The organism is Elusimicrobia bacterium HGW-Elusimicrobia-1, assembly GCA_002841695.1.
Taxonomy (GTDB): domain Bacteria; phylum Elusimicrobiota; class Endomicrobiia; order PHAN01; family PHAN01; genus PHAN01.
Genome location: PHAN01000004.1, coordinates 46,866 through 68,679, shown reverse-complemented (window position 1 = coordinate 68,679; position 21,814 = coordinate 46,866). Strand labels below are relative to the sequence as shown.

22 protein-coding genes are annotated in these 21,814 nt (G+C 51.6%); 5 read left to right on the top strand and 17 right to left on the bottom strand.

Going from position 1 to position 21,814, the window contains the following annotated elements:
• Window positions 1-40: 40 nt before the first annotated feature.
• Window positions 41-1,435, bottom strand: coding sequence for a dihydropyrimidinase (gene hydA / locus CVU77_03865; protein PKN01652.1), 1,395 nt, complete (start codon window positions 1,433-1,435; stop codon window positions 41-43).
• 585 nt (window positions 1,436-2,020) lie between these two features.
• On the opposite strand from hydA, the gene CVU77_03860 reads away from it, so the two are divergent.
• The 5 genes from CVU77_03860 (at window position 2,021) to CVU77_03840 (ending at window position 7,011) form a co-directional block, all read left to right on the top strand.
• Window positions 2,021-3,400, top strand: coding sequence for a hypothetical protein (locus CVU77_03860; protein PKN01651.1), 1,380 nt, complete (start codon window positions 2,021-2,023; stop codon window positions 3,398-3,400).
• Window positions 3,401-3,403: 3 nt separating this feature from the next.
• Window positions 3,404-3,946, top strand: coding sequence for a hypothetical protein (locus CVU77_03855; GenBank protein ID PKN01650.1), 543 nt, complete (start codon window positions 3,404-3,406; stop codon window positions 3,944-3,946).
• A 533-nt stretch (window positions 3,947-4,479) separates the two neighbouring features.
• Window positions 4,480-5,088, top strand: coding sequence for a hypothetical protein (locus tag CVU77_03850; protein PKN01649.1), 609 nt, complete (start codon window positions 4,480-4,482; stop codon window positions 5,086-5,088).
• A gap of 85 nt (window positions 5,089-5,173) precedes the next feature.
• Complete coding sequence (locus tag CVU77_03845) at window positions 5,174-6,400, top strand: hypothetical protein (GenBank protein PKN01648.1); 1,227 nt, start codon at window positions 5,174-5,176, stop codon at window positions 6,398-6,400.
• Between the two features lie 32 nt (window positions 6,401-6,432).
• Window positions 6,433-7,011: a hypothetical protein gene (locus CVU77_03840; protein PKN01647.1), complete on the top strand. Its 579-nt coding sequence runs from the start codon at window positions 6,433-6,435 to the stop codon at window positions 7,009-7,011.
• A 20-nt stretch (window positions 7,012-7,031) separates the two neighbouring features.
• On the opposite strand, the gene CVU77_03835 is transcribed toward CVU77_03840, so the two are convergent.
• The 16 genes from CVU77_03835 to CVU77_03760 form a co-directional block, all read right to left on the bottom strand.
• On the bottom strand, window positions 7,032-7,229 hold the full coding sequence (locus tag CVU77_03835) for a hypothetical protein (GenBank protein ID PKN01646.1): 198 nt from the start codon (window positions 7,227-7,229) through the stop codon (window positions 7,032-7,034).
• A gap of 95 nt (window positions 7,230-7,324) precedes the next feature.
• On the bottom strand, window positions 7,325-7,627 hold the full coding sequence (locus tag CVU77_03830) for an endonuclease (GenBank protein PKN01645.1): 303 nt from the start codon (window positions 7,625-7,627) through the stop codon (window positions 7,325-7,327).
• 61 nt (window positions 7,628-7,688) lie between these two features.
• The gene (locus tag CVU77_03825) at window positions 7,689-8,165 is read right to left on the bottom strand and encodes a hypothetical protein (GenBank protein PKN01644.1); all 477 of its coding nucleotides are present in this window, start codon (window positions 8,163-8,165) and stop codon (window positions 7,689-7,691) included.
• Between the two features lie 99 nt (window positions 8,166-8,264).
• Window positions 8,265-9,473 (bottom strand): NAD-dependent dihydropyrimidine dehydrogenase subunit PreA, encoded by a 1,209-nt coding sequence (locus CVU77_03820; protein PKN01731.1) that lies wholly within the window; start codon window positions 9,471-9,473, stop codon window positions 8,265-8,267.
• Between the two features lie 88 nt (window positions 9,474-9,561).
• The gene (locus CVU77_03815) at window positions 9,562-10,437 is read right to left on the bottom strand and encodes an acyltransferase (protein ID PKN01643.1); all 876 of its coding nucleotides are present in this window, start codon (window positions 10,435-10,437) and stop codon (window positions 9,562-9,564) included.
• Window positions 10,438-10,661: 224 nt separating this feature from the next.
• Entirely contained in the window at window positions 10,662-12,491 is a 1,830-nt protein-coding gene (locus CVU77_03810; protein ID PKN01642.1) for an aldehyde ferredoxin oxidoreductase, read from the bottom strand.
• A 14-nt stretch (window positions 12,492-12,505) separates the two neighbouring features.
• A complete protein-coding gene (locus CVU77_03805; GenBank protein ID PKN01641.1) occupies window positions 12,506-12,712 on the bottom strand; it encodes a hypothetical protein in 207 nt (68 codons plus the stop codon).
• A gap of 5 nt (window positions 12,713-12,717) precedes the next feature.
• A complete protein-coding gene (locus tag CVU77_03800) occupies window positions 12,718-13,005 on the bottom strand; it encodes a hypothetical protein (GenBank protein PKN01640.1) in 288 nt (95 codons plus the stop codon).
• Window positions 13,006-13,020: 15 nt separating this feature from the next.
• Window positions 13,021-14,172, bottom strand: a complete 1,152-nt coding sequence (locus CVU77_03795) for a carnitine dehydratase (protein ID PKN01639.1) — start codon at window positions 14,170-14,172, stop codon at window positions 13,021-13,023.
• Window positions 14,169-14,489: a hypothetical protein gene (locus CVU77_03790; GenBank protein PKN01638.1), complete on the bottom strand. Its 321-nt coding sequence runs from the start codon at window positions 14,487-14,489 to the stop codon at window positions 14,169-14,171. Before CVU77_03790 ends, CVU77_03795 begins: the two co-directional genes overlap by 4 nt.
• Window positions 14,486-16,009: a methylmalonyl-CoA carboxyltransferase gene (locus CVU77_03785; protein PKN01637.1), complete on the bottom strand. Its 1,524-nt coding sequence runs from the start codon at window positions 16,007-16,009 to the stop codon at window positions 14,486-14,488. The genes CVU77_03790 and CVU77_03785 overlap by 4 nt, the downstream gene beginning before the upstream one ends.
• Window positions 16,010-16,049: 40 nt before the next feature.
• Entirely contained in the window at window positions 16,050-17,237 is a 1,188-nt protein-coding gene (locus CVU77_03780; protein PKN01636.1) for a hypothetical protein, read from the bottom strand.
• Window positions 17,238-17,269: 32 nt separating this feature from the next.
• On the bottom strand, window positions 17,270-18,112 hold the full coding sequence (locus CVU77_03775; protein ID PKN01635.1) for a fumarate hydratase: 843 nt from the start codon (window positions 18,110-18,112) through the stop codon (window positions 17,270-17,272).
• A 64-nt stretch (window positions 18,113-18,176) separates the two neighbouring features.
• Window positions 18,177-19,232: a hypothetical protein gene (locus CVU77_03770; GenBank protein PKN01634.1), complete on the bottom strand. Its 1,056-nt coding sequence runs from the start codon at window positions 19,230-19,232 to the stop codon at window positions 18,177-18,179.
• A 12-nt stretch (window positions 19,233-19,244) separates the two neighbouring features.
• Window positions 19,245-20,957: a hypothetical protein gene (locus tag CVU77_03765; protein ID PKN01633.1), complete on the bottom strand. Its 1,713-nt coding sequence runs from the start codon at window positions 20,955-20,957 to the stop codon at window positions 19,245-19,247.
• 195 nt (window positions 20,958-21,152) lie between these two features.
• A complete protein-coding gene (locus CVU77_03760; protein ID PKN01632.1) occupies window positions 21,153-21,773 on the bottom strand; it encodes a DNA-binding protein in 621 nt (206 codons plus the stop codon).
• Window positions 21,774-21,814: the final 41 nt, after the last annotated feature.

Below are 21,814 nucleotides of genomic sequence, written 5' to 3'. Positions count from 1 at the left end.
GCCTTCGGGGAGCAAAACGCGGCGGGCGTTACGTTTTATTTTATATTTTTCCCCACGCCTTGCGCTTCACGAAACGGCCGTGGCCGACGGAGCCGACAAACTTTCCGTCCTTGGCGACGACCTTCCCGCGCGAAATCGTGACGGCGGGATACCCCTTGAGTTTCATTCCCTGGAACGGCGACCAGTCGCAGTTTGTCTGCAGATTTTTGTAGTCGAGCGCGACTTTCTTCGACGGGTCGAACAACATTATGTCGGCGTCGGAGCCGGTTTTGATGGCGCCTTTCTGCGGATACAATCCGAAAAGTTTTGCGGGGTTGGTTGAAACTATCTCGACGAAACGTCCGGGTTTGAGTTTGCCCGATGCGACACCGCTCGTATATAACGCCGGCACGAGCGTCTCCACGCCGGGCATACCGAAGGGAATCTTGGTGAAGTCGCCCTGCCACATTGATTTTTGCCGGGTGTCAAAGGTGCAAGTGTCGGTCGCGACAACGTCGACGTAACCTTTTTTGAGTCCCTCCCACAAACCGACCTGGTCGTGCTTTTTCTTTATCTGCGGGCAGGTGCCGTAGAGATGTCCGGTCTCCTTATTTTTGAAAACGTCGTCGGTGAGAAGCAAGTACTGCGGGCAGGTCTCGGCCCAGATTTTGACGCCTTCGGATTTGGCTTTCTTGACTATCTCGGCGCTCTCGCTCGTCGACATATGGACGATGTAAAGCCGTCCGCCGGTGATTTTTGCCCACGTTGCCGCGCGCTGAACCGCCTCATATTCCGTCACGCACGGGCGGGTGAGAGTGTGAAGATACGCGCCGTGCTTGGCCATCATTTCCTGATTATGGTAACGTTCGACGAGCAAATCCAAAACATACGCGCTCTCGGCGTGAACCGTTATCATCGCGCCGTTTTTGGCCGTCTCTTCGAGACCCTGAAACAGTATGCCGTCGTCGGCCATCCACCCTTGCGAGCGGTAAATCATAAACATTTTGAATGACGTTATGCCGTCGGCTACGAGGTCGTTCATTTCCTTGCGGGTGGTCTCGTTCCAATCGGTGATTCCGCCGTGCAAAGAGTAGTCGACGGCGACTTTTCCGTCGGCCTCTTTTTTGCGGTCTTCCACGGCTTTCGTCAGCGATTCGCCTTTTTTCTGAATGGCGAAGTCCATAATCGTCGTGACGCCGCCGCAGGCCGCGGCCTTGGTGCCGTTCTCGAAATCCTGGCAGGAGACGGTTCCGCAGAACGGCAACTGAAGATGGACGTGAACGTCAAGAGCGCCGGGCATCACAAGAAGCCCTTTTGCGTCGAGGGATGGCGCGCCGTTGGACTTGATTTCTTTTTTGATCGAAACGATTTTTTCGTCTTTAATCCCGATATCGGCGACAAACGTTTTCTCGGGAAGCACAATCTTCCCGCCTTTGATGACTAAATCGAATGACATTGCCGTTACCTCCCAAGAGGGAATATTAAAAGTTATCGTATCAGTCGCTGAAATACCCCGACTATACCTTTATATGATACACATTAAATAATATAAAACGCAAATTTGAATTTAATGTTTTTACCGACTATATCCGGCAAAAGTTACGGGGGTTGCCAAAAATCCCGGCTCGCGGGCGGCAGAGCCGCGGGATAACTGCTGAAAATATTTTTTCATCGATACAATATCGTTACAATCCACTTGTACAATATTCCTGTATTTCGTCGGTTAAAAGAAACACGGGGGGATCGCCGGATAATTATTCAATAGAGAAGCGAACGCCCCCCTTAATCCAGACAGGTCCCGACAAACCGGACTACTATATGTGTCGTCGGTCTATGAACCATTTTGCCGATATCGCCCGTGAAGAAACCGCTCAGGCGACGGTGGAATATATATTGGTGGCGGCGGTGATGGCGTTTTTCGCGCTGCTTCAAATAAGAGCGCTTTGTTCGGCGTTCGGCTCGAAATTTATTAAAACGGCTATTTTGAGGATGAATCCGTTACCGTGACGGGCAATTGAAATAAATTACAAAGGAGGGAGATATGTGTAACACATTTTCCGGTTTTAAGCGGTTGTTTTTTGTAAGTGTGCCGGTTTTTTTGGTAAGTGTGATAGTTTTGGCGGCGGCATTGCGCCTGCCTGCTTACGTTTATGGCAGCGCATCGGGGTCGTCCCCCGACGGAGAGATTGTAGCGGACATTCCGTTATTCAACGCGATTGAGGCGGCGATAAAATCGACTCAGGAAAGCGTCGAAAAGATAAAGAAAGAGATAAACGGCAAACTCTCGGAATTCAAGGATAAGATAGCGGGCGCGCAGGCGAATATAGACGACATTCAATCCCGCGCGGACAAAGAGACGTCAAAAATTGAAAGCGAGATTGAAAAAGTGCGGGATAATTTTAATTCGCGGATAGACGCCTTGGAGAATAGGATAGAAACCGCCCGCTCCGGCGTGGACGCGGCGGCGGCGCCATTAAGAGAGACGATAAAAAATCTTAAAGAAACGGCTAATGCCGCGGAAGAGAAAAGAAAAGAGTCAATAGCGCCTGTACAAAAAGAGATAGATAATTTGACGGCTCAGATTGACGATACCCGCGGCGCCGCCCGCGGCGAGGCCGAAAAATTAGAAGCGCGCGCAGAAGAAGCCCGCCGCGCCGCCGACGGTAAAATATCGGAAGTTCAAAACGATATATCCCGCGCTCAAGCGTCCGCGCAAGATACGATAAACGGCTATTTCGGCGACTTTGATGCGGCGAAAGGTCGCATCGAAGATGAGATAGCCGTCCGCCAAAAAAATATAGACGAACTTCTTGAACTCTCCGCCGAATATGGCGTGGTTGCCGGAGCCCAAGAAAAAGTCGCGGCCGTTCAGGCGGAAGTAAACGCCATCCGCGACCGGATAAATGTTTTAAGAGAAGAGGTCGACGCGCGATGGCTGTCCGTCGAACAAGCGGTGGCCGAAGAGCGCGCGCGGGCCAACGCGATGGTCGAAACATTACAGGGTGAAATTGCGGATATGCGGTCTACGCTTGACGGAAAAGTAGGAGATCTGGTAAATAGCGCAAAAGAAGTGTATGCGGACGCCGATAAAGCGGCGGTCTCTTTGCGCAATCGCATAGACGAGTTGAAGACCCAAATGGATAATGCTTCCGGCGCGAAAGATTTAGAAAAGATAAACGCTCGGATAGCGTTTTACGAAGGTGAAACCGACAAATTGGTCGCCGCCGGTCAAAAAGACATTGACAACATAAACTCGCAGGTGAAAAAACTCCGCGCGGCCGCCGACAAAGAAGTTGACGCCGGCAGGAAACAGATAGCCAAAATAAAAAATTCCGTCAATAGCCAAATAGACGGCTACCAGAAAAAAGTGGACGATTACGCGCAGAGCGTCCAGAAGATAGTTGATTCAATAAGAATATAATTTATGGATAACCTTACAATAAGAAGAAAAGCCGTATTGACGGCGGCGGCGATGGCGGGAGTCGTTGTGATTTGTTTGGCTGTCGTCGGGCTAATCAGGGTTTTGTCTTTGGCGCGGCGCGGTTCGAGCGGCGGGTTTTCTGTCTTTAAAAGACGGCCCAAGCCGTTAAAAATAGTAAATCTTAAAATAGATAATGCCACCCCGCCGGACGGCGGAAGAAATATATCTTTCGGGCGGTCCGATAAGATAATTATAAGTTATGACGCGTCGAATCTTTTCGCCGTGCGCCTGAAAAATAAATCCCCGCTGATACATATAAGACAAGACCTTGTATTGCGCGACCGACGGGGCAACATTGTTTTTATCAAGCCCGCCATACTTGATGTGGAAAAGCCGCTGGACAAAAAACCCGCCAAATTCATCAATGAGATATCATTGGAGGCGATTAAAGATTTACCGGCGGGCGAATATGAAATAGGCGTACTCCTGAGCGACCTTGTCGGATTTCAGACAGCAGTCGGCAAACTTGATGTGACAGTCGAATAACCCGTTTAATGTATAGCAGTAAATAGTGAATAATAAAGACAAAAACGGCGTCGGATGGAAGGCGCGTCGTCGGGCAATAGTTAATTCCCCCTTAGAAAAGGGGGCAAGGGGGTTGTGTTTTTCTCGGCGATTTTACAACCCCCGTACCCCCTTTGTTAAGGGGGAATTAAAAGGGGATTTTTTAAAATTAAAAGCCCGCGCCCAATGTCATTGTAGCGGTGCGATCCCCAACCAAGTTGAGGACAAGTTTATCGCACATTTTGTCGCTGATGATTGTTGAATATCACAACCCCCTGTGTCCCCCTTTTGCGTCTTTTGCATCCCGCTGCCTTGTAGCGGGATATAAGGGGGAATTGCTGTAAAGTGAGCGCAATATTCATGTTCTGTTTGAATCTCCGTCGAGTTGTTACCGGATACGTGATATGAGCAAAGAGAATTGTTTTAGGACTGTACCGCCCTCGGCGCTATCTTCGTCTTCGGCAATGCGGGAGTTGTCGTTGTCGTCGTCGTTGTATCGTCCTCGCCGAAGGCGGATGTTCGGGGATTGTCCTTCTTCCTGCCGTTCAGCGCAAAGAAGCCCAAAATGGGGTATTCTTTCCGACGAAAGCGCTCAGGGTCTCGTTGAGAACGTCATCGTGACTATGCTGTTTCTGACGGCGGTGATATTTACGATAATACAAATATCCCTCATTACCATAAACTCCCTCATCGCCAACGAGGCGGCATTTGCCTCCTGCCGCGCCGCCGTCGTGGCATCCAGCCGGCGGGATGTGGACGAGATCACGAAATTAGCGGCATTCGCTCTTCTGGCGCCGCATTTTTCCATGGATAACTTTATCCCCATAAATGCCAACGTTTGGAGGAAGCGTCCGTTAGGTGTCAAAAACAAAGACCACGGGGGCAATTACATCTACACATATAATGTAAATGTCAAGTATGTCACGAAACTTATGTTCGCGGGCGTCTTACAGCCGCTTTTGGGAGAATTTGACCCATTCATAATAACCGACGGACGCGCGGGAAGTTTTTATTCGCGATTGGCTATACCTTTTACGCTTCCGACCAACGCCAGAGCGCGAATGGTGAAATCACCCGATAAAGATTTCCTCATAAAAGCATACCCGGGCGCCAAAGAATGGTAAATAGAAGTTGAAAAAAACGCAGGCGAAAGATTCTTGTCCCCCCTCAAAAAACGCCGGTTTATTTTTATAAGCCGCTAAATCAGATATGCTGCTGAAACATTTTCTCCGACGGAAAAACCCGCCTCATCATCGCCGGGCGCGACCGGACAGCGCGCAGGCGCTCCCCTATTTTATCCTGATGATGTTCGCCCTTGTAGGGGCGTGGGCCGCCATTATCAATATAGCGAAGTTGCTTCAGGAACGTATGATGATGCAGAACGCCGCCGACAATGCCGCCCTTGCCGTCGCTCAGTATCAGGCGCGGGTCCTTAATACAATCGGTTATCTTAATAACTCCATAGGACGCGCGCTTGCCGCGGGCGCTTACCCCGCTCTTACTCCCATAGCGCTTTACAACCAACAATATGTCGGCCATCCCGCCGACGCTATATGTAAAATGCCTCCGACATTTCTGGGTATCGGGTTTGAGAGCCGCGAAGAAAGCCGTCATGTCGCCGCGCTTGCTTCTTTGGTAAAAACTTATTCCGAAGCGCAGAAAAAACTTATTGATATGTATCCGGTGGTTTCTCAATTGCTGGCAAACGAAATCGCCGCGCGCCAGCAGTACGACTCGGAGGGCAATAAGACAGGCGCGCGACTGGCGGTGGTATTGCCTCTTAAAATATCAGGGCTTAAAAAAAATGATTTGAAAATAAAATATTACAAGACAAAGGTTTACGAAGTGAGCTGGCCGCCCGGGAAGCACGCGCATGTATTTTTGCCGGAAGAATACCGCACCGACGATGTTTCGTGGTATTATATAGATAATGAAAATCACTTCGCCGCGAATAGAAAAATCACCGTTACCGTCGTTAAATCGGCGCCGAAAGGTTATCCCGCCTTTGGGAAATTGCTCGGTATAAGATTCACCAATCCGTGGTTCGGCACAATGGCGGTTGCTTCCGCCGCGGCATACAACCCGCGCGGACCTTCCTTCCCTTTGGAAAAAAATAATTCCACAGGTATGTCAATCCGGACGATACCTATCGCCGTAACGCAGTTGAATGAAAGTTTACAAGAGATGTCGCGGCTTGCCGGGGAAGTGGGCAGTATACCTATTATAGGAGGGGCGCTTGCCGGTATAGCGGGGACTCTTGCCGCGACGGTAAGCGCTATCGCGGCGGTATCAGTCACATACGCGATGACTTCACCCGACACGCCGATAAAAAGGTACGACGAGTCCGCCAATCCTGAAAATAATTTGACGGGGACGGCGCTCGAATATGGCTGGGAAGCTCATCTGGTGCCCGTCGACGGGCCGTTTGTGCATTGATAAAAAGTAAATAGCAAATAGCGTGTGAATCTATGAGAAAAATTAAAATGTTTTTTGAAAGATTCGGCCGCCCCTGCCGTCGCCCGCTTAATCGCTATTGGCTATTTGCCACTCGCTCACAAAGAGGTCAGGCGCTCATAGAAACGGTGATATTATTCCCCGTGATAATAGCGCTTCTTTGTTTTATAGTTGAAACTTCAAGATATGTCCTTACACGCCAGCAACTGCTTTCCGCCGCCCGTTACGGAACCGATTTGATACTCCACCAAAATTTTGACGAGGAGCAGGTAAAAGAAGAACTTATCAATTACCTTACGGCGAAAGGAATAGAAGGGCGCAAACTCCAAAAAGAAAAACTTGAGTTTAATATCGAGATAAACCGCTTTCCCGACATCAATACATTTTCGGCGGAAGGAAATCCCCTCAATCTCGCGCGGATTCTTATGTCGCCTTTCGCCGAGGATTATATGAAATATAATGCCTTTGTGGAGATTAAATATGAGATTGAGCCGCTTAAAATTATCGCAAAGATATTAGGCGAGGATAAAATAGAAATAACCGCGCGTTCCGAGATATTAAAAGGCGCCGGCGCCCGAAACAGCAGTTCGTAAGAGTGGGTAGGACTATCGCTCTAATAGCGGCGGGATGGCTCTGTGCGATTAACCGGCAAAATCTCGGATATGGTTTTCAGCCACTCGAAATATTCTTCGTGCGAAAGGCGGCGTGAATACTCGTCGGTAATGCGCCTTGCCTCGGCGAAAGCCGCGCGACGCGACGGCGAGCGGGCATCTTCGAGCATTTCTTTTTTTTCTTCTTCGGTGAGTTTCATAAACTGAGCCAATTAAAAAACCCTTACCCCGTCATTCCCGCCTACTATTTTGTCATTCCCGAATGCCTTTATCGGGAATCCAGAATTTAAATAACCTATACCGATAACGCGCCGCAAATACACGGATACAAATTGTCCCAATGAGGATTCTCTTTTTCAATCAACTGCAACTTCCAGCCCCTGTTCAATTTTTTTATCTGTTTTTCTCTGGAAATTGCCGACTCCGCGGTATTGTGCGCTTCATACCAAACCAGATTATGGACTTTGTATTTTTTGGTAAAACTCTCAACCACACCCTCTTTATGCTCATAAACTCTTTTTATAATGTTCGAGGTAACTCCAGTATATAAAGTGCCGTTGCGTTTACTGCTCAACATATAGACAAAATACTTCTTCATCTTTCAATCTGGATTCCCGCTTTCGCGGGAATGACAATAAAACCGCGAACAATTTTCACCCCTAATCCAGCATATACTCTTCAAACGGGATCTTTTTGGCTTTGAGTTCTTTTCTCCAGAGGTCTTTTGCGAGGGGCATTTTTTGGCGGGAGAGTTTTACCCATTTCGACTCGGGCGGAGAGAAAAGTTCGACGGCGGTTTTGTACCAGACGTAGGCGTATTTTATGGAGGATTCTTCGCGTTCTCTTTGATTGCCCGCCTCGATTATCTCGACGCGCACGTCGTATTCGTCGGCGGAGATTTTGCCTTTATCGAGCCGCTTCTTTAATTGAGTTTTTTCGTTTACAAGTTTCTCGTCGAAAAACGCGGCTTTAAGAGACGGCTGTTCGTGCCACTGCCAATATTTCTCCCCCTCCATATACGCGTGGCGGGCGCGGGCCACAACATCTATATAGACGATGGCATAGACCGCGATTATCGTCGCCGCGACGGAAACGGCGACGCGATGCCATTTTTTGGGAAAGAATTTTTCAAACATATTTTATGACGTTCCGTCAATCGCGGGGGGCGTAGGGACAGGTCGCGACCTGTCCCTACAAAACCTCCGCAAAAACCGCCGGTATAACGGCGGCTTCATTTATTTATTATACGCCATCGTGACGCAGTTCTCGACGGGACAAATCGTGGCGCAAAGGCCGCAACCGACGCATTTTTCCTCGTCGACCGTGGGTATGCGCTCTTTGTCGAGCGTTATGGCCTGATGGCCTCCGTCGGAACAGCCCAGATAGCAGAGATCGCATTTAGTGCAGAGCTCGCGGTCTATTTTGCTCAACGGACGGGGCTCTCTGGCCAGAGCGGCGTGCGAAGAAATCTTCTGCGCCGCGACACCGACCATTTCCGGTATCGTCTTAAAGCCCTTTTCGTCCATAAAGTTCGACAGCCCGTCGTTTAAGTCCTCGATGATGCGATAGCCGTAGTGCATAGCGGCCGTGCACACCTGAAGTCCCGACGCGCCCAGCAGCAAAAATTCCGCGGCGTCCTGCCAGTTTGTTATGCCGCCCATTCCCGATATCGGAAGACCGAGGCGCTTGTCGAGATAAAGCTCCGTGACGAAACGCAGCGCTATGGGTTTTACGCCGGGGCCGGAAAGCCCGCCCAGCGCGGACTTGCCGTTTACCGTCGGGCGGGGTATCAGAGTATTAAGATCCACTCCGATGATGCCCTGCACGGTGTTTATGGCGGAGATGGCGTCGGCGCCGCCGTTTTTGGCGGCAAGAGCCGGCTCTCTCATATCGGTGATGTTAGGCGTAAGTTTGGCTATCACGGGAAGTTTGCCCGAGACCTTTTTGACCCACGCGCATACTTTCTCGACGTTGGAGGGGTTTTTGCCGGTGGCCGCGCCCATGCCTTTTTCGGGCATGCCGTGCGGACATCCGAAGTTAAGTTCCAGACCGTCGGCGCCGGAATCAAGCACTCTTTTGGTTATTTCCGTCCACGACTCCTCGTCGTTGGTGACCATCAGAGACGCTATGATTATGTTTTTAGGATATTTCTTTTTCGTCTCGCGCATTTCCTTGAGATTGACGTCAAGCGAGCGATCGGTTATCATCTCGATGTTTTCAAGAACGATCGCTTTTTTATCCTCGAAGTCGAGACCGGCTATACGCGGGCTGACGTTTACTATCGGGGTTTTCTCTTCGAGCCCCAGCGTCTTCCACACGGCTCCGGCCCATCCCGCCTCAAACGCTCTTTGTATCATCTCTCCGTTATTGGTAACGGGGCTGGAAGCCAGCCAGAAAGGGTTCAACGATTTGATTCCGCAAAAATTAATGGAAATGTTCGCCATTACGTATCTCCTTGCCGTCGCGCGCATATAGACGAAGCGCGACATTTTTATTTGGTTTCGGCAATGTTTTTTATCTATTGCCTGCTTTTTACGGCAGCTGCTCGACGAGAGGTCCGTAGCTGTCCGGACGACGATCCCTGAAGAACTGCCACGTGTTTCTGACCTCAAGTATCTGGTCGAAGTCAAGATTCGCCGTAACGAGTTCGTCCTTGTCGCGCGAGCCGACGGAAATCATCTGCCCTTTGGGATTACAGAAGTAGGACTGCCCGTAAAACTCGCCGATATTCCACGGACGCTCCCAGCCCACTCTGTTGATGGCGCCGACGAAATACTGATTCGCGACGGCGTGGGCGGGCTGCTCAAGTTTCCACAGATATTCCGAGAGGCCGGCCACAGTCGCCGAAGGGTTGAACACTATCTCGGCGCCGTTTAAGCCCAGTATGCGTGCTCCGTCGGGGAAGTGACGGTCGTAGCAGATGTAAACGCCGACCTTGGCGTAGGCCGTCTGAAATACCGGATAACCGGTGTTGCCCGGCTTGAAGTAAAACTTTTCCCAGAAGCCCGGGTTGACGTGCGGTATGTGATGTTTGCGATAGATGCCGACAATCGTTCCGTCGGCGTCGATTACGGCGGCGGTGTTGTAGTATATTCCGGTCATCGGGGTCTCGTAAATCGGAAGGACTATGACCATTCTGTATTTCTTGGCCAGTTTGCACATAAGGTCAGTCGTGGGTCCGGGTATCGTTTCCGCGGTAGCATACCACTTGGTGTCCTGCTCGGCGCAGAAATAAGGCCCGTAGAAAATTTCCTGAAGCGAGAGAATTTTAACGCCTTTCTTTCCCGCGTCCTCTATCATCTTCACGTGTTTGGCAATCATTGCCTTTTTGATTTCCTTGATCGAATGCTTGTTCGGCTCAAGGACGTTGGCGGCCTGTATCAAACCGCATTTGACGATTCTTGACATAACTTTCCTCCTCGATTATTTATATAACATTTCCAGCGCTTTGTAGACCATAAACGCCGGCCAGAAAAGCGCTTTTACAACACCGAGCGCGCCGCTCCGGAAACTTGAAGCGTGTCGGATAAAATAAATCGCGGCGCCGATAAAACCCATACCGTAAACACTCATGGAATCTTTCACAATTTTACTCCCGTGCAACGGAGAGATAATTCCTCTCGCTCTTTATTTTAAAGCCCTAGTTCTTTCAAGCGCTTTTCCGTCGGGATGCCCTCGTCGTCCCATCCGCGAAGGGCGTAATATTCGTCGAGCATTTTGGGCAGATTGGCGACGACGCCCTTGGCCTTGCCTTCTTTTTTAGGATAAGAATTCGCGCGGGTAAGAAGCAAATCGTCTTTCTTGGATATGCCCAGCCGCGTGCCGTAGAGACGTTTAAGGTTGAAGAGCCGCTCGCCCGTCTTCATATAATCGTCGGGCGTCCAGTCCCAGCCGCAAACGGCGTTGACCCACTCGGCAATCTGAGTGTGCCCGACGCGGGCGTGAAACAGAAACTTGCAAAGCCCCAGCGGATTGAATAATGATAGAAAATTCTGCATATCAAAAACAATCTTGGGTTTTCCGTTCTCGTCGAATTGGTTCGTAGGCGCAGTGACTCCCAGGTCTTTGGCGGGAACGCCTCTGTCGAGAAAATACGTAAGGCCCTCCAGATGGCAGGCGCCTCTTACGGACGTAGCGTATGAAAGCGCCATCGAAACGTGGCCGCGGGGATCGTGCGCGGGATAATCGAGGCCTTTTGAGTGAGATATATATTCGACGGTATTCTTTCCTATTTTTTCCGCCGCCTCTTTAACTCCCAGAGCCAAAGCCGCTCCGATTTTCTCTCTTGCGGACGTCATTTTTATGAGTTCGATAATGGACTTGGCGTCGCCCCATTTCAATTCTATGCCGCCGGTGTCGGACTTATTTATCTTTCCCTTTTCATAACATTCGATGGCGAACGCGACAACGGAGCCCGTCGTAATAGTGTCCATTCCAAGACGGTTTGTGAGTTCGTTTGCGTAAGCAAGAAGATAAAGGTCGTCGACGAGAAGATTCGAGCCGAGCATACCGAGGGTCTCGTATTCCGGATAATGCCCCTCGAATTTGCCGAAACCCGCCAATTCACCTTTGACAATTTTTGCGCAGCCGATGGGACACGCCCAACAGGCGTAGTGCTTAACCCATATTTTTTCACGCATTGCCTGCCCTGATATTTTTACCACATCGGGATACGCTCCGACGGCATAGTTCTTTATCGGCAAATCGCCGAACGACTCGACAGCAGGGGCGCCTCCCGAAGTGCCGAATTCGCCGAGGGCTTTGGCGTTTTCTTTTATCTTGGGGATTTGCTCTTTCAGAAGGGATTTGAGTTTTTCCGGATTCGCGACGGTAACGCGCTTGCCCTGGCCTTTTACGACGATGGCCTTGAGGTTCTTGGAGCCCATATTGGCTCCTATCCCCGCGCGCGCGGCGAAGCGCGAGTTGGGCGGGTCAAAGCATATCGCCGCGAAGTTTACAAGATTCTCTCCGGCGGGACCGATGGCCGCGACCAGATGCTTTTCGTGGCGGACCTTCAAAATCTCGCCGGTCTCGTAAGTGTCCTTGCCCCAAATGTCGTCGGCGGGAAGAATTTTTACGGTGTCGGCTATAAGAAGATAAACCGGTTCCGGGGATTTTCCCGTCAATAATATGCCGTCATAGCCGACGGCGCGGAACTCGGCCGGCCAATGCCCTCCGACGGTGGCCTCGTTCCAGATACCGGTCAGCGGCGATTTCGCGCATACGGACATTTTGCAGGCGGTCGGGATTATCGTTCCCGTAAGAAGTCCGGAAAGAAAAAGTATGGGATTTTCCGCCGACAGCGGCGCCGCGTCCGGGGGCGCTTCGTCGTAAAGTATGCGGGCGGCCAGGCCGGAGCCCAATGTGTATTTTTTAACATCGGCTTCTTTTAAGGTATTTTCGCCGATTTTTCCCGAAGTTAAATCAATCGTAAGAATCTTTCCGTGAAATCCGTGGGACATATTGCCTCCGAAAATTATTTTGCCAAGACCGCCTTGACTATAGAAATATCTTTGTCAAGCAATTCCGTGACCATATCTTCGATTTCAACGTCCTTGTGTTCTGCCAGTTTCAATAAGTCGCTCATTAGAGAACGATTTAAATAAACCGGTATATGATGCTGTGCCGACTTGCTGTAGAACCTGCCTCTTACACCTTTGGAAAAATCGTATTCTTTTTTCATAATCGTCACCCCGGATATTGACTGGTCTCTTTTTTCGTCGCCTTGCGGGCCGAAATTATTCTTATTTTTATTTCATGCGTCATTCCAACAAAAGTATGCGCGACGACCGCCAAAACCCCGCTTCTATCCAATCCGAGCGTAATCCACCTTTCTTCGTCGACGCTATGTCCCTTATCGTAAATGCTTATAGCCCTTGGATCACAGAAGACACTGCTCGCACGTTCAAAACTTACACCGTGTTTATTTAGATTATAAACCGCTTTCTTATAGTCCCACTCGTAATTATATCTCACCAAAACTCTCTAATTTTAGTTATTTGATTTGTTTAATGCGTTCAGAACTTCTTCCGTATGTTCCCCCAGAAGAGGCGCGGGCGCAAAGTGTTTATCGTCGACACCGGGAATTTTTACCGGCGTGCCGGCGACTTTGATTTTGCCGATTTTTTTCTGGTCGAGCTCCACAATCATATTGCGATGCAGAATCTGCGGATGCCGGACCGCGCGAGCGAGATCGTTTACGGGCCCGCAGGGTATACCGTGTTTATTGAGGTTATTGAGAAGTTCTTTTATCGTGTGAACCCGAGTGTAATCCTCGATTATTCTTTTGAGTTTCTTTTCGTTGCGGCATCTGAGATCATTCGTCTCGAATTCTTTTTTGAAAATGAGTTCCTCGCGCTTTATGGCTGTGACGAACTCGCGCCATAAACTGTCGTTTCCGGCGGCGATGGCGATGTATCCGTCTTTGGCTTCGTATATGTCGAAAGGACACAGCGAGGGATGTTTCGAGCCGATACGCTCAGGCGTTTTGCCCGTGGCGCCGTAGCGCACCACGGCGTTTTCAAGCACGGCCATTACCGAGTCCACCATTGAAATATCTATGCGCGCGCCCTCGCCGCTCGAATTGCGTCCGCAAAGAGCGGCGGCGATTCCGTAAGCGGCGAACATACCCGATAGAACGTCGGCGATGGAAGTGCCGACTCTCGTCGGAGGAGAATCCGGATAGCCGGTTATGGACATCATTCCCCCGACGGCCTGCGCGATAACGTCGTATCCGGCGTACTGCGATATGGGGCCGTCCTGGCCGTAGCCGGTTATGGAACAATACACAAGACGGGGATTTTCCTGTTTGAGAGAGTCGTAATCGAGGCCGAGTTTTTTCATCGCGCCCGGGCGGAAGTTTTCGACGAGCACGTCGGAGGCAAGGCAAAGTTTTTTGACGGCGGTCCGGGTTTCGGGGTTTTTGAGGTCGAGCACGACGGATTTTTTCCCGCGGTTTATACTTATGAAATATCCGCTTTCGCCGTCGATGAAAGGTCCGAACGCCCTGGAATCGTCGCCCGTTTTGGGGCGCTCTATCTTAATTATGTCGGCGCCCATATCCGCGAGCATCATCGTGCAGTAAGGTCCGGAAAGGACTCTGGTAAAATCGATTACTTTTATGCCTTCGAGGGGTTTTTTCATTTTTTTGTGTCGCGGGCGGACAGGCGGACAAGTATATCATTTTTTTTGACGCGGTCGCCAACCTTAACGCATATTTTTTCTATTCGTGACGGAACAGCGGCCGAAAGTTCGTTTTCCATTTTCATGGCTTCAAGATAAAGCACGGGACGTCCGGCTTCGACGACATCGCCCTCTTTGGCGAGCAGAGCGGCGACGACGCCGGGTATCGGAGCCGATATTGCCAGCGGGTCCGGACGGACGGAGCGCGGGCGTTTTTTCGACGGAACTATGGTCGAATATGTCCCGTCTTCCAGAATAAGTTTATCGGCGTCGGTCATAGCGGTATGTTGCCGTGCTTGCGCGGACGGGGAGACGGCGCGGTCTTTTTATTTTTCAGTGTCGACAGCGCGGCGATGAGTTTTTCCCTCGTCTCCTCGGGGTATATCACATCGTCGACGTATCCGAGCGCGGCGGCCACGTACGGCGAGGCGAACTTGTCGGCGTATTCTTTCATCTTTTCCTGTCTGGTTTTTTCGGGGTCGGCCGACGATTCTATTTCTTTTTTGAAAATAATGTTGGCCGCGCCCAGAGGCCCCATAACGGCGATTTCCGCCGTCGGATAGGCGAACACGAAATCGGCTCCCAGATGGCGCGAGCACATCGCTATGTATCCGCCGCCGTAGGCCTTGCGGAGTATCACGGTGAGTTTCGCTACGGTGGCCTCGGAATAGGCGTAGAGCATTTTCGCGCCGTGACGGATTACGCCCGCGTGTTCCTGGTCGACGCCGGGCAGATAGCCGGGCATATCGACGAGCGTAACCAGAGGTATGCCGAAGGCGTCGCAGAATCTTATGAATCTTGCGGCTTTGTCGGACGAATCCACGTCGAGAACGCCGGCCAGGACTTTCGGCTGATTGGCTATAACTCCGACGGACTTGCCGTCGAGACGGGCGAAGCCGACGACAATATTGGCGGCGAAATGCTTCTGGACTTCCAGGAATTTCCCGCCGTCGGCCACGGCCGCTATAAGGTCGCGGACGTCGTAGGGTTTTTTGGGGTCGGCGGGGACAATCCCTGAAATTTCAGCGGACGCTCCGGCGGACGGCGCAGGGACATCGGACAGATATGACAGAAGCTCGCGCACCTGCGCGAAACACTCTTTTTCCGTGGAGGCGAAGAAATGCGCGTTTCCGCTTGTGTCGTTCTGAACAAGGGCTCCGCCCAGGTCTTCCATCGATATTTCCTCCCCCAACACCGTCTTTATCACTTCGGGCCCCGTAATAAACATTTTGGAGACCTTGTCGACGGTAAAAACAAAATCCGTAAGCGCGGGAGAATATACCGCTCCGCCGGCGCAGGGCCCCAGGATCACCGATATCTGAGGTATCACGCCCGACGCGCGCGTATTGCGCAAAAATATTTCGCCGTAACCCGCGAGGGCTTTGATGCCTTCCTGAATTCGCGCGCCGCCGGAATCGTTAATGCCTATAAGAGGTATTCCCGCGGCCAGCGCGAAATCCATTATTTTGGTTATCTTGGCGGCGTGCATTTCGCCCAGAGAACCGCCGGACGAGGTAAAATCCTGGGCAAACGCCGCGACTTTGCGGCCGGCGATAGCGCCGAAACCGGTTACGACTCCGTCGGCCGGAATAACTTTTTTATCGAGGCCGAAATCCGTGGAGCGATGACGCACGTGCGCGCCGGTTTCGACGAAAGAATCCTTGTCGAAAAGTTCGGCAAGCCGCTCGCGGGCGGTCAGTTTCCCGCCCTTTTTCTGTTTTTCGACGGCGGCGGCGCCGCCCATGGCTTCCGCTTCGGCGCGGCGAATTTTTAGTTCTTGTCTTTTTTGCGTGTTCATAATTTTTCCGTTTACGAGACGGGGACGTCTCGTTAATTTATTATTTAAGTTCTCCCGATAGGCGCGACGGGTCGTGGCGGAATATCCTGCCGCTCTCGGACGCAGTCCAGATGTTTACCGCATCCGCGCAAAGTCCCACCATCTTTTCTTTGCCGCCGGAATATTCACGCGGCTCGGCGACAAGGGCTATGGTCATATCGCGCGGATTAAGCGCGACTATGCGTCCCGTGCGGGTGTCGCCCACGTAAAAAAGTCCGGAAAGACGCGCCATGCCGCAGGGCGTTTCTATGGGCAAATCGTAAACCGCCGCAACGCTCATATCGGCCGCGGTGTGCTTATAAAGTTTTCTGGTGTTGAAATCATAGCTCCATACGGCGTCTTTTTCGGCAAGTATCCCCGACGGAGAAGTGGACGGCGAACGAAAGTTTTTGTCGGGAAGTATCGAATTTCCGCCAGCGGCTATTTTATAACGCACGAACAGTCCCTGCAGGGAATCCGCCACCCAGAGTTCCGAGCCAAACGCGGATGCCGCCGTCGGCTGAAAATCATTTTTCTTGTAAACGCCGGCCGGAAGCAGATTTTTTTCTGCCGCGGATTTCGGAATCGAATATATGTAAACGCCCTGTTCGAGCCAGTCCGTAACGTAGAGCCGTCCGCCGGAACAGGCCAGATAAGAAATGTTTTGGGATTCAACGTCGAAAGAAGCGGGCGGCAGCGCCGACGGCGACAAAATTTTAAGCGCGGCGAATATCAGCCCGGCCGAGACAGCCAAAGCGGCGGCGCCGAGCAAAATATTCTTCCGGCGCGACGGCGACACGCCTTCGCGCGCGGGCTTTCCTCGCGCTCCGGCGGCGGACTCGGGCGCGCTCGGCGAGGAGCCGTCGATGCCCACGATAAGTTTGAGCTGCTCCATCCGGAACGGCTTTGAAAGGTTCGACGCGCCCGCCGCAAGAGCCGCGCGCACGGCGTTTTCGTCGACGCCCATCCCCGATATCACCGCTATGCCCGCCGACGGAGAAGCCGCTTTGAGCCGCGCCACTCCGGCCGCAGGGTCATCGGCGATGGCGTCCATGTCTACCAGCACAAAGTCGGGCAAAATGGAAGCCGCAAGAGATGCGCCGTCTTCGATATCGTCGGCTTCCGACGGAGAAAACACAACCGCGGAAGACAGCGCCTTCAGGAGGACGTCGCGCATCATTTTATCGGAATCTATTATCAGAATTTTCATTATATCTTTGCGACAAAGGCAGGCGGATTTTCTTAAATTACCGCCGACGCGCGTCTCATCGAATGGCACTGCACGGCCACGGCACACGCCAAAGTTGCGATATGAGACGGCAGCGGCGTCAGAAAAACGTCCAAAGCCGTCGTGGAACCGCCCTGTCCCATTGGACCGATGCCTGTCGAATTTATTTTTTTCAGAAGTTTTCTTTCCCGCGCGGCGTAAACGGCCGAACGATTCCTGTCGCCGATTTTACGAAATAACGCTTTTTTAGCTGCAAGAGGAGCCGAGGCGAAACCCCCGCCCACCGCGGCGCTTACGATAACCGGCGCGCAGGCGTAAGGCGCTTTTTTTCTGACGGTATCAAGAATAAATTCGCCGACGGCGTCCCATCCCCCCGACGGCGGAATAAACTTTACGGCGCTTACGTTTTCGGAGCCGCCGCCCTTGGCCATCAGGGAGATTTTGATGCGGCTGCCGCGCGACCGCGTAAAATAGAACGAAACGGGCGTGTTGTCGAGAGTATTTTTGCGTTCGATGGGGTCGGAGACAATCGAGGCGCGGAATCCGTTTTTCAGATACGCGGCGCGCACTCCCTTTTCGACGGCGGACTCTATGGAGCCGCCGGAAACCGCCGCGTTGTCGCCCACGTCGATATACGCTTCCACGGTTCCGGTGTCCTGGCAGAGCGCGGCGCCTGTCCTGAGGGCGCAGTCGGCGTTTTCAATGATGACGTCGAGGATATTGCGGGCCGAAGGTTTTTTTTCGGCGCGACGGGCGCGGATAAGGGCGGCAAGGACATCGGGCGGAAGATAAAGATTCATGCTCCGGCTGAGTCGCTCGACGGTCGATTGTATAAGTCGGTTTGGAACGATTCTCATAGAAAACCGGCGGGGGTTGCGCAAAAGATTGCCGCCGACGCGTCGAAAGACGCCGTGCGCGCGGCTATTCGCGGTTCGATATTTCGTTTATGTAAACGTCGACGATCTTCGGATCGAAACGTATGTCTTTGCCCATTGAAAGCATCCGGTTGATGGCGGAAGCGTCCATGCCGTTTGTGCGCATCTCGTCGACGGTTTCGGCAATGTGGACTATCCTGGCGCCCGTCGGGATGGCTTCGCCGGCCAGGCCGTCGGGGCGGCCGGTGCCGTCGAAATTCTCGTGATGGTGCCGTATTATGCGGGCCGCGCCTTTAAGAAGATTTATCGGATCAAGCATATTGGCGCCCGCGGACGGATGCGCGTCGTCATCGCCCGGCGACCCGCCGGAAACTACGATTCCGTCGGAGCCCTTGGCGAAAAGAATTCCTATGTCGTGCAGCATCGCGCCATAATAAAGATCCTTGTACTCTTTTCCGGCGAGCCCCATGTGGCGGCCGAGCGCCGTGGCTATCTGGGTGACCCGCATATTGTGTCCCGCAAGTTTTGTGTCGCGCGACTCGATTGCGGCTACCAGGACTTCGAGTATGTTGACGAAGAAATTGCGCTGTTCCTCGGCGTTTTTGGCATTGTTTATGGTGACGGCGGCCATCGACGCCAGCGATTCGAGGACTTCTCTGTCGTCGTCGGTGTAATCGCCCTCTTTTTTGTTGAGCACTTCGACTATTCCGATGAGGTCGCTTTCTATCATCATCGGCACGCAGAGGATTTTCTTCGTCTGAAAACCGCTCGATTTGTCCTGAACGCCGGTAAATCGCGGGTCTTTGGAAACGTCGTTGACTATGGTGGGTTTTTTCTCGGCGGCCACGGAACCGGCTATGCCCTGTCCGACGGGCACTTTCATCCTCTGTATCACTCCGCCTTTGGTTCCGCCCGCGACCTTAAACGACAGATTTTTTCCGTCGTCGTCAAGAAGCATAATGGCGGACGCTTCGGAGTCGAGTTTTTCCTCGGCCAGAGCGCTTATTTTTTTAAGAAGAATATCCACGTCGAGAGTGGTCGTGAGATTCCTCGCGATGCCGAGTATGTTCTTAAATAGTTCGCTGTTGTTATGATGTGTCATTGGTTTAGCGGATTACTGCACCGACGCCAGAAGTTCCTCGATAGTGCTGTGTCCCTGCGCCACTTTTATCAGGCCGTCGGCGAACATCAATCTCATTCCGCGCTTGACGGCAAGGTCTCTTATGGGTCCGGACGCAACCTCGGTGAGCAGCATTCTGCGTATTTCCTCGTCCATAAGAAGGAGTTCGTGAATGCCGAGACGGCCTTTATATCCGGTTTTGCGGCAGACGTCGCATCCCACCGGCCTGAAGAAAGTCGCGCCTTTTACATCTATGTTGTATTTTTGGTAAAGCTCTATGTATTTATCTTCAAGCGGCGCCGGTTGTTTGCACTTGCACAAACGCCGTATAAGACGCTGCGCCAGCACGCCTTCTATCGACGAGCCGATAAGAAACGAAGGTATGTCCATTTCGTGCAGTCGGGCCACGGCGGAGGGCGCGTCGTTGGTGTGAATCGTGGAAAAAACTAAGTGTCCCGTCATAGCCGCTTCCATAGCTATCTGAGCGGTTTCTTTGTCTCTGATTTCACCGACCATTATGACGTCGGGATCCTGTCTTAAAAACGCCCTGAGCGCGGCGGAAAAGTCGAAACCTATGTCCTGAATAACGTTGACCTGTATAATGCCGTCGAGATTGTATTCGACGGGGTTTTCGGCGGTGAGTATTTTTGTGTCCGGCTCGTTGATGGAATTGAGCGCGGCGTAAAGCGTGGTGGATTTACCCGAACCGGTAGGGCCGCAAACGAGTATAAGCCCGTAGGGTTTTGCCAGGAGATTTTTGAATCTCTCGAACGTATCCGGCAGAAAACCGAGTTTTACCAGATCAACCTGCACCGACGAGCGGTCGAGTATGCGCATAACGCACGACTCGCCGAACACCGTGGGCAGAATGTTGACGCGGAACTCTATGGGGTTGCCCTTGGCCATAACCTGTATGCGCCCGTCCTGAGGACGGCGACGCTCGGTTATGTCCATCTGGTTGGTCATTATTTTAAGTTTTGCGATGAGGGCGTTTTTGTACGCGTTGGGTATCACGTGATCCCATTCGGTAAGGACTCCGTCGACGCGGTATCTTACGATGAACTTTTTCTCCAGCGGCTCTATGTGTATGTCGGAACACTTGCGGGAGAGCGCTTCCATTATTATGGCGTTGACGAGTTTCTCGACTTCGGGCGCCGTGGCGTCCACGTCGGAGATGTCGGCCTGTTCCTGCGACTGGGTGGGAGTGAAATCAAGTTCGCCATCGGTGCCTTTATCCAGGTCGCTCAGAAGTTTTTTTACGACTTCGCTTTCGCCTATACCGTAGGCCTTGTCGAGGCATTTGGCGATGTCGTCGGGAAGAGCCAGATACACCTGCACGCTTATATTTGTTCTGAGTTGTATGTCTTCTACGGCAAAAAGATCTTTGGGGTCGGCCATTGCGACGCAAAGAAATTCTTCTTCTTTGATAAAAGGAACGGCGCGGTGGCGGCGGGCGAGTTGTTCGGGGATGATTTTGACGACTTCGGGGTCGATTTCGATGGCTTCAAGATCCATCGATTTTACGCCCCACTCGATAGAGAGGGTTTTAAGCAGGGACAGCCGGTCTATGAAGCCCAGACGGGCCACGGCCTGTTCCAGCGGCTGGTTGGTTTTTTTGGCTTCGGCGAGCGCCTGAGCGAGCTGCTCCTCGTTGATCAGCTTCTTTTCGAGGAGGATTTCTTTGACTGTCTTTCTTCTTCCGGACATTTTTTTACTCTCCGGCTGCAAGCGACAGGAATTTGTGCGGCTTACGACGAGTGGTTATTAAACAAAATACGGATTAAAAAGTCAAACTGTTCGTATCAAATAAAGGCGGGTAGAAAGGTAGAATGATAAAATGTGCTGAATGCCGGATGTTTTGTTCTTATGGTCAATTTTCATACTCTCTCACTTTCTACCGTTCTACCTGCCTTTTACGAATCCTATTTTCTTGGGCGCCTCTTCCGGCGGTGTCATCAACTGCTTAATAACTTCCCATATATTTATTATTTCCCGGCTATTCGCCGATACGATTTTTTCCATTTCCGACATTTTTTTTGACAGCGCCTCGTTGGATGCCAAAATCCGCCTCAATACCACAAAGGCGCGCATTATCAGTATGTTTATCTCGACCGCTTTTTTGCTCCTTAAAACGCCCGATAACATCGAGACGCCCTGCTCGGTGAAGGCGTAAGGCAAATATCTCCGACCGCCCCTTGCGGCAATGTTTGAGGTTTCAAATTGAAACCTCAAAGAGTCATCCGCAATCTCCCCTGACTTCAATGCCTTTGACGGAGCGCTTAAAGAATCTACTCTGACATTTGAGGTTCCAAATTGGAACCTCAAAGATTCCGCCTCGTCGGCGGTGAGGCGAAACATAAAATCGCTCGGAAAACGTTCGATATTTCGTTTTACCGCTTTGTTCAATCCTTTCGTCTCTACGCCGTAAAGAAACGCCAAATCGCTGTCGAGCATTACTTTGACGCCTCGGACCAAAAAAATCTTTCTCTGAATGACCTCGACGGATAGTTCTTTGAACTTCATTATCCCCCCTTTTTCGTACTCCCCCGCGTTATGAAGTGTTT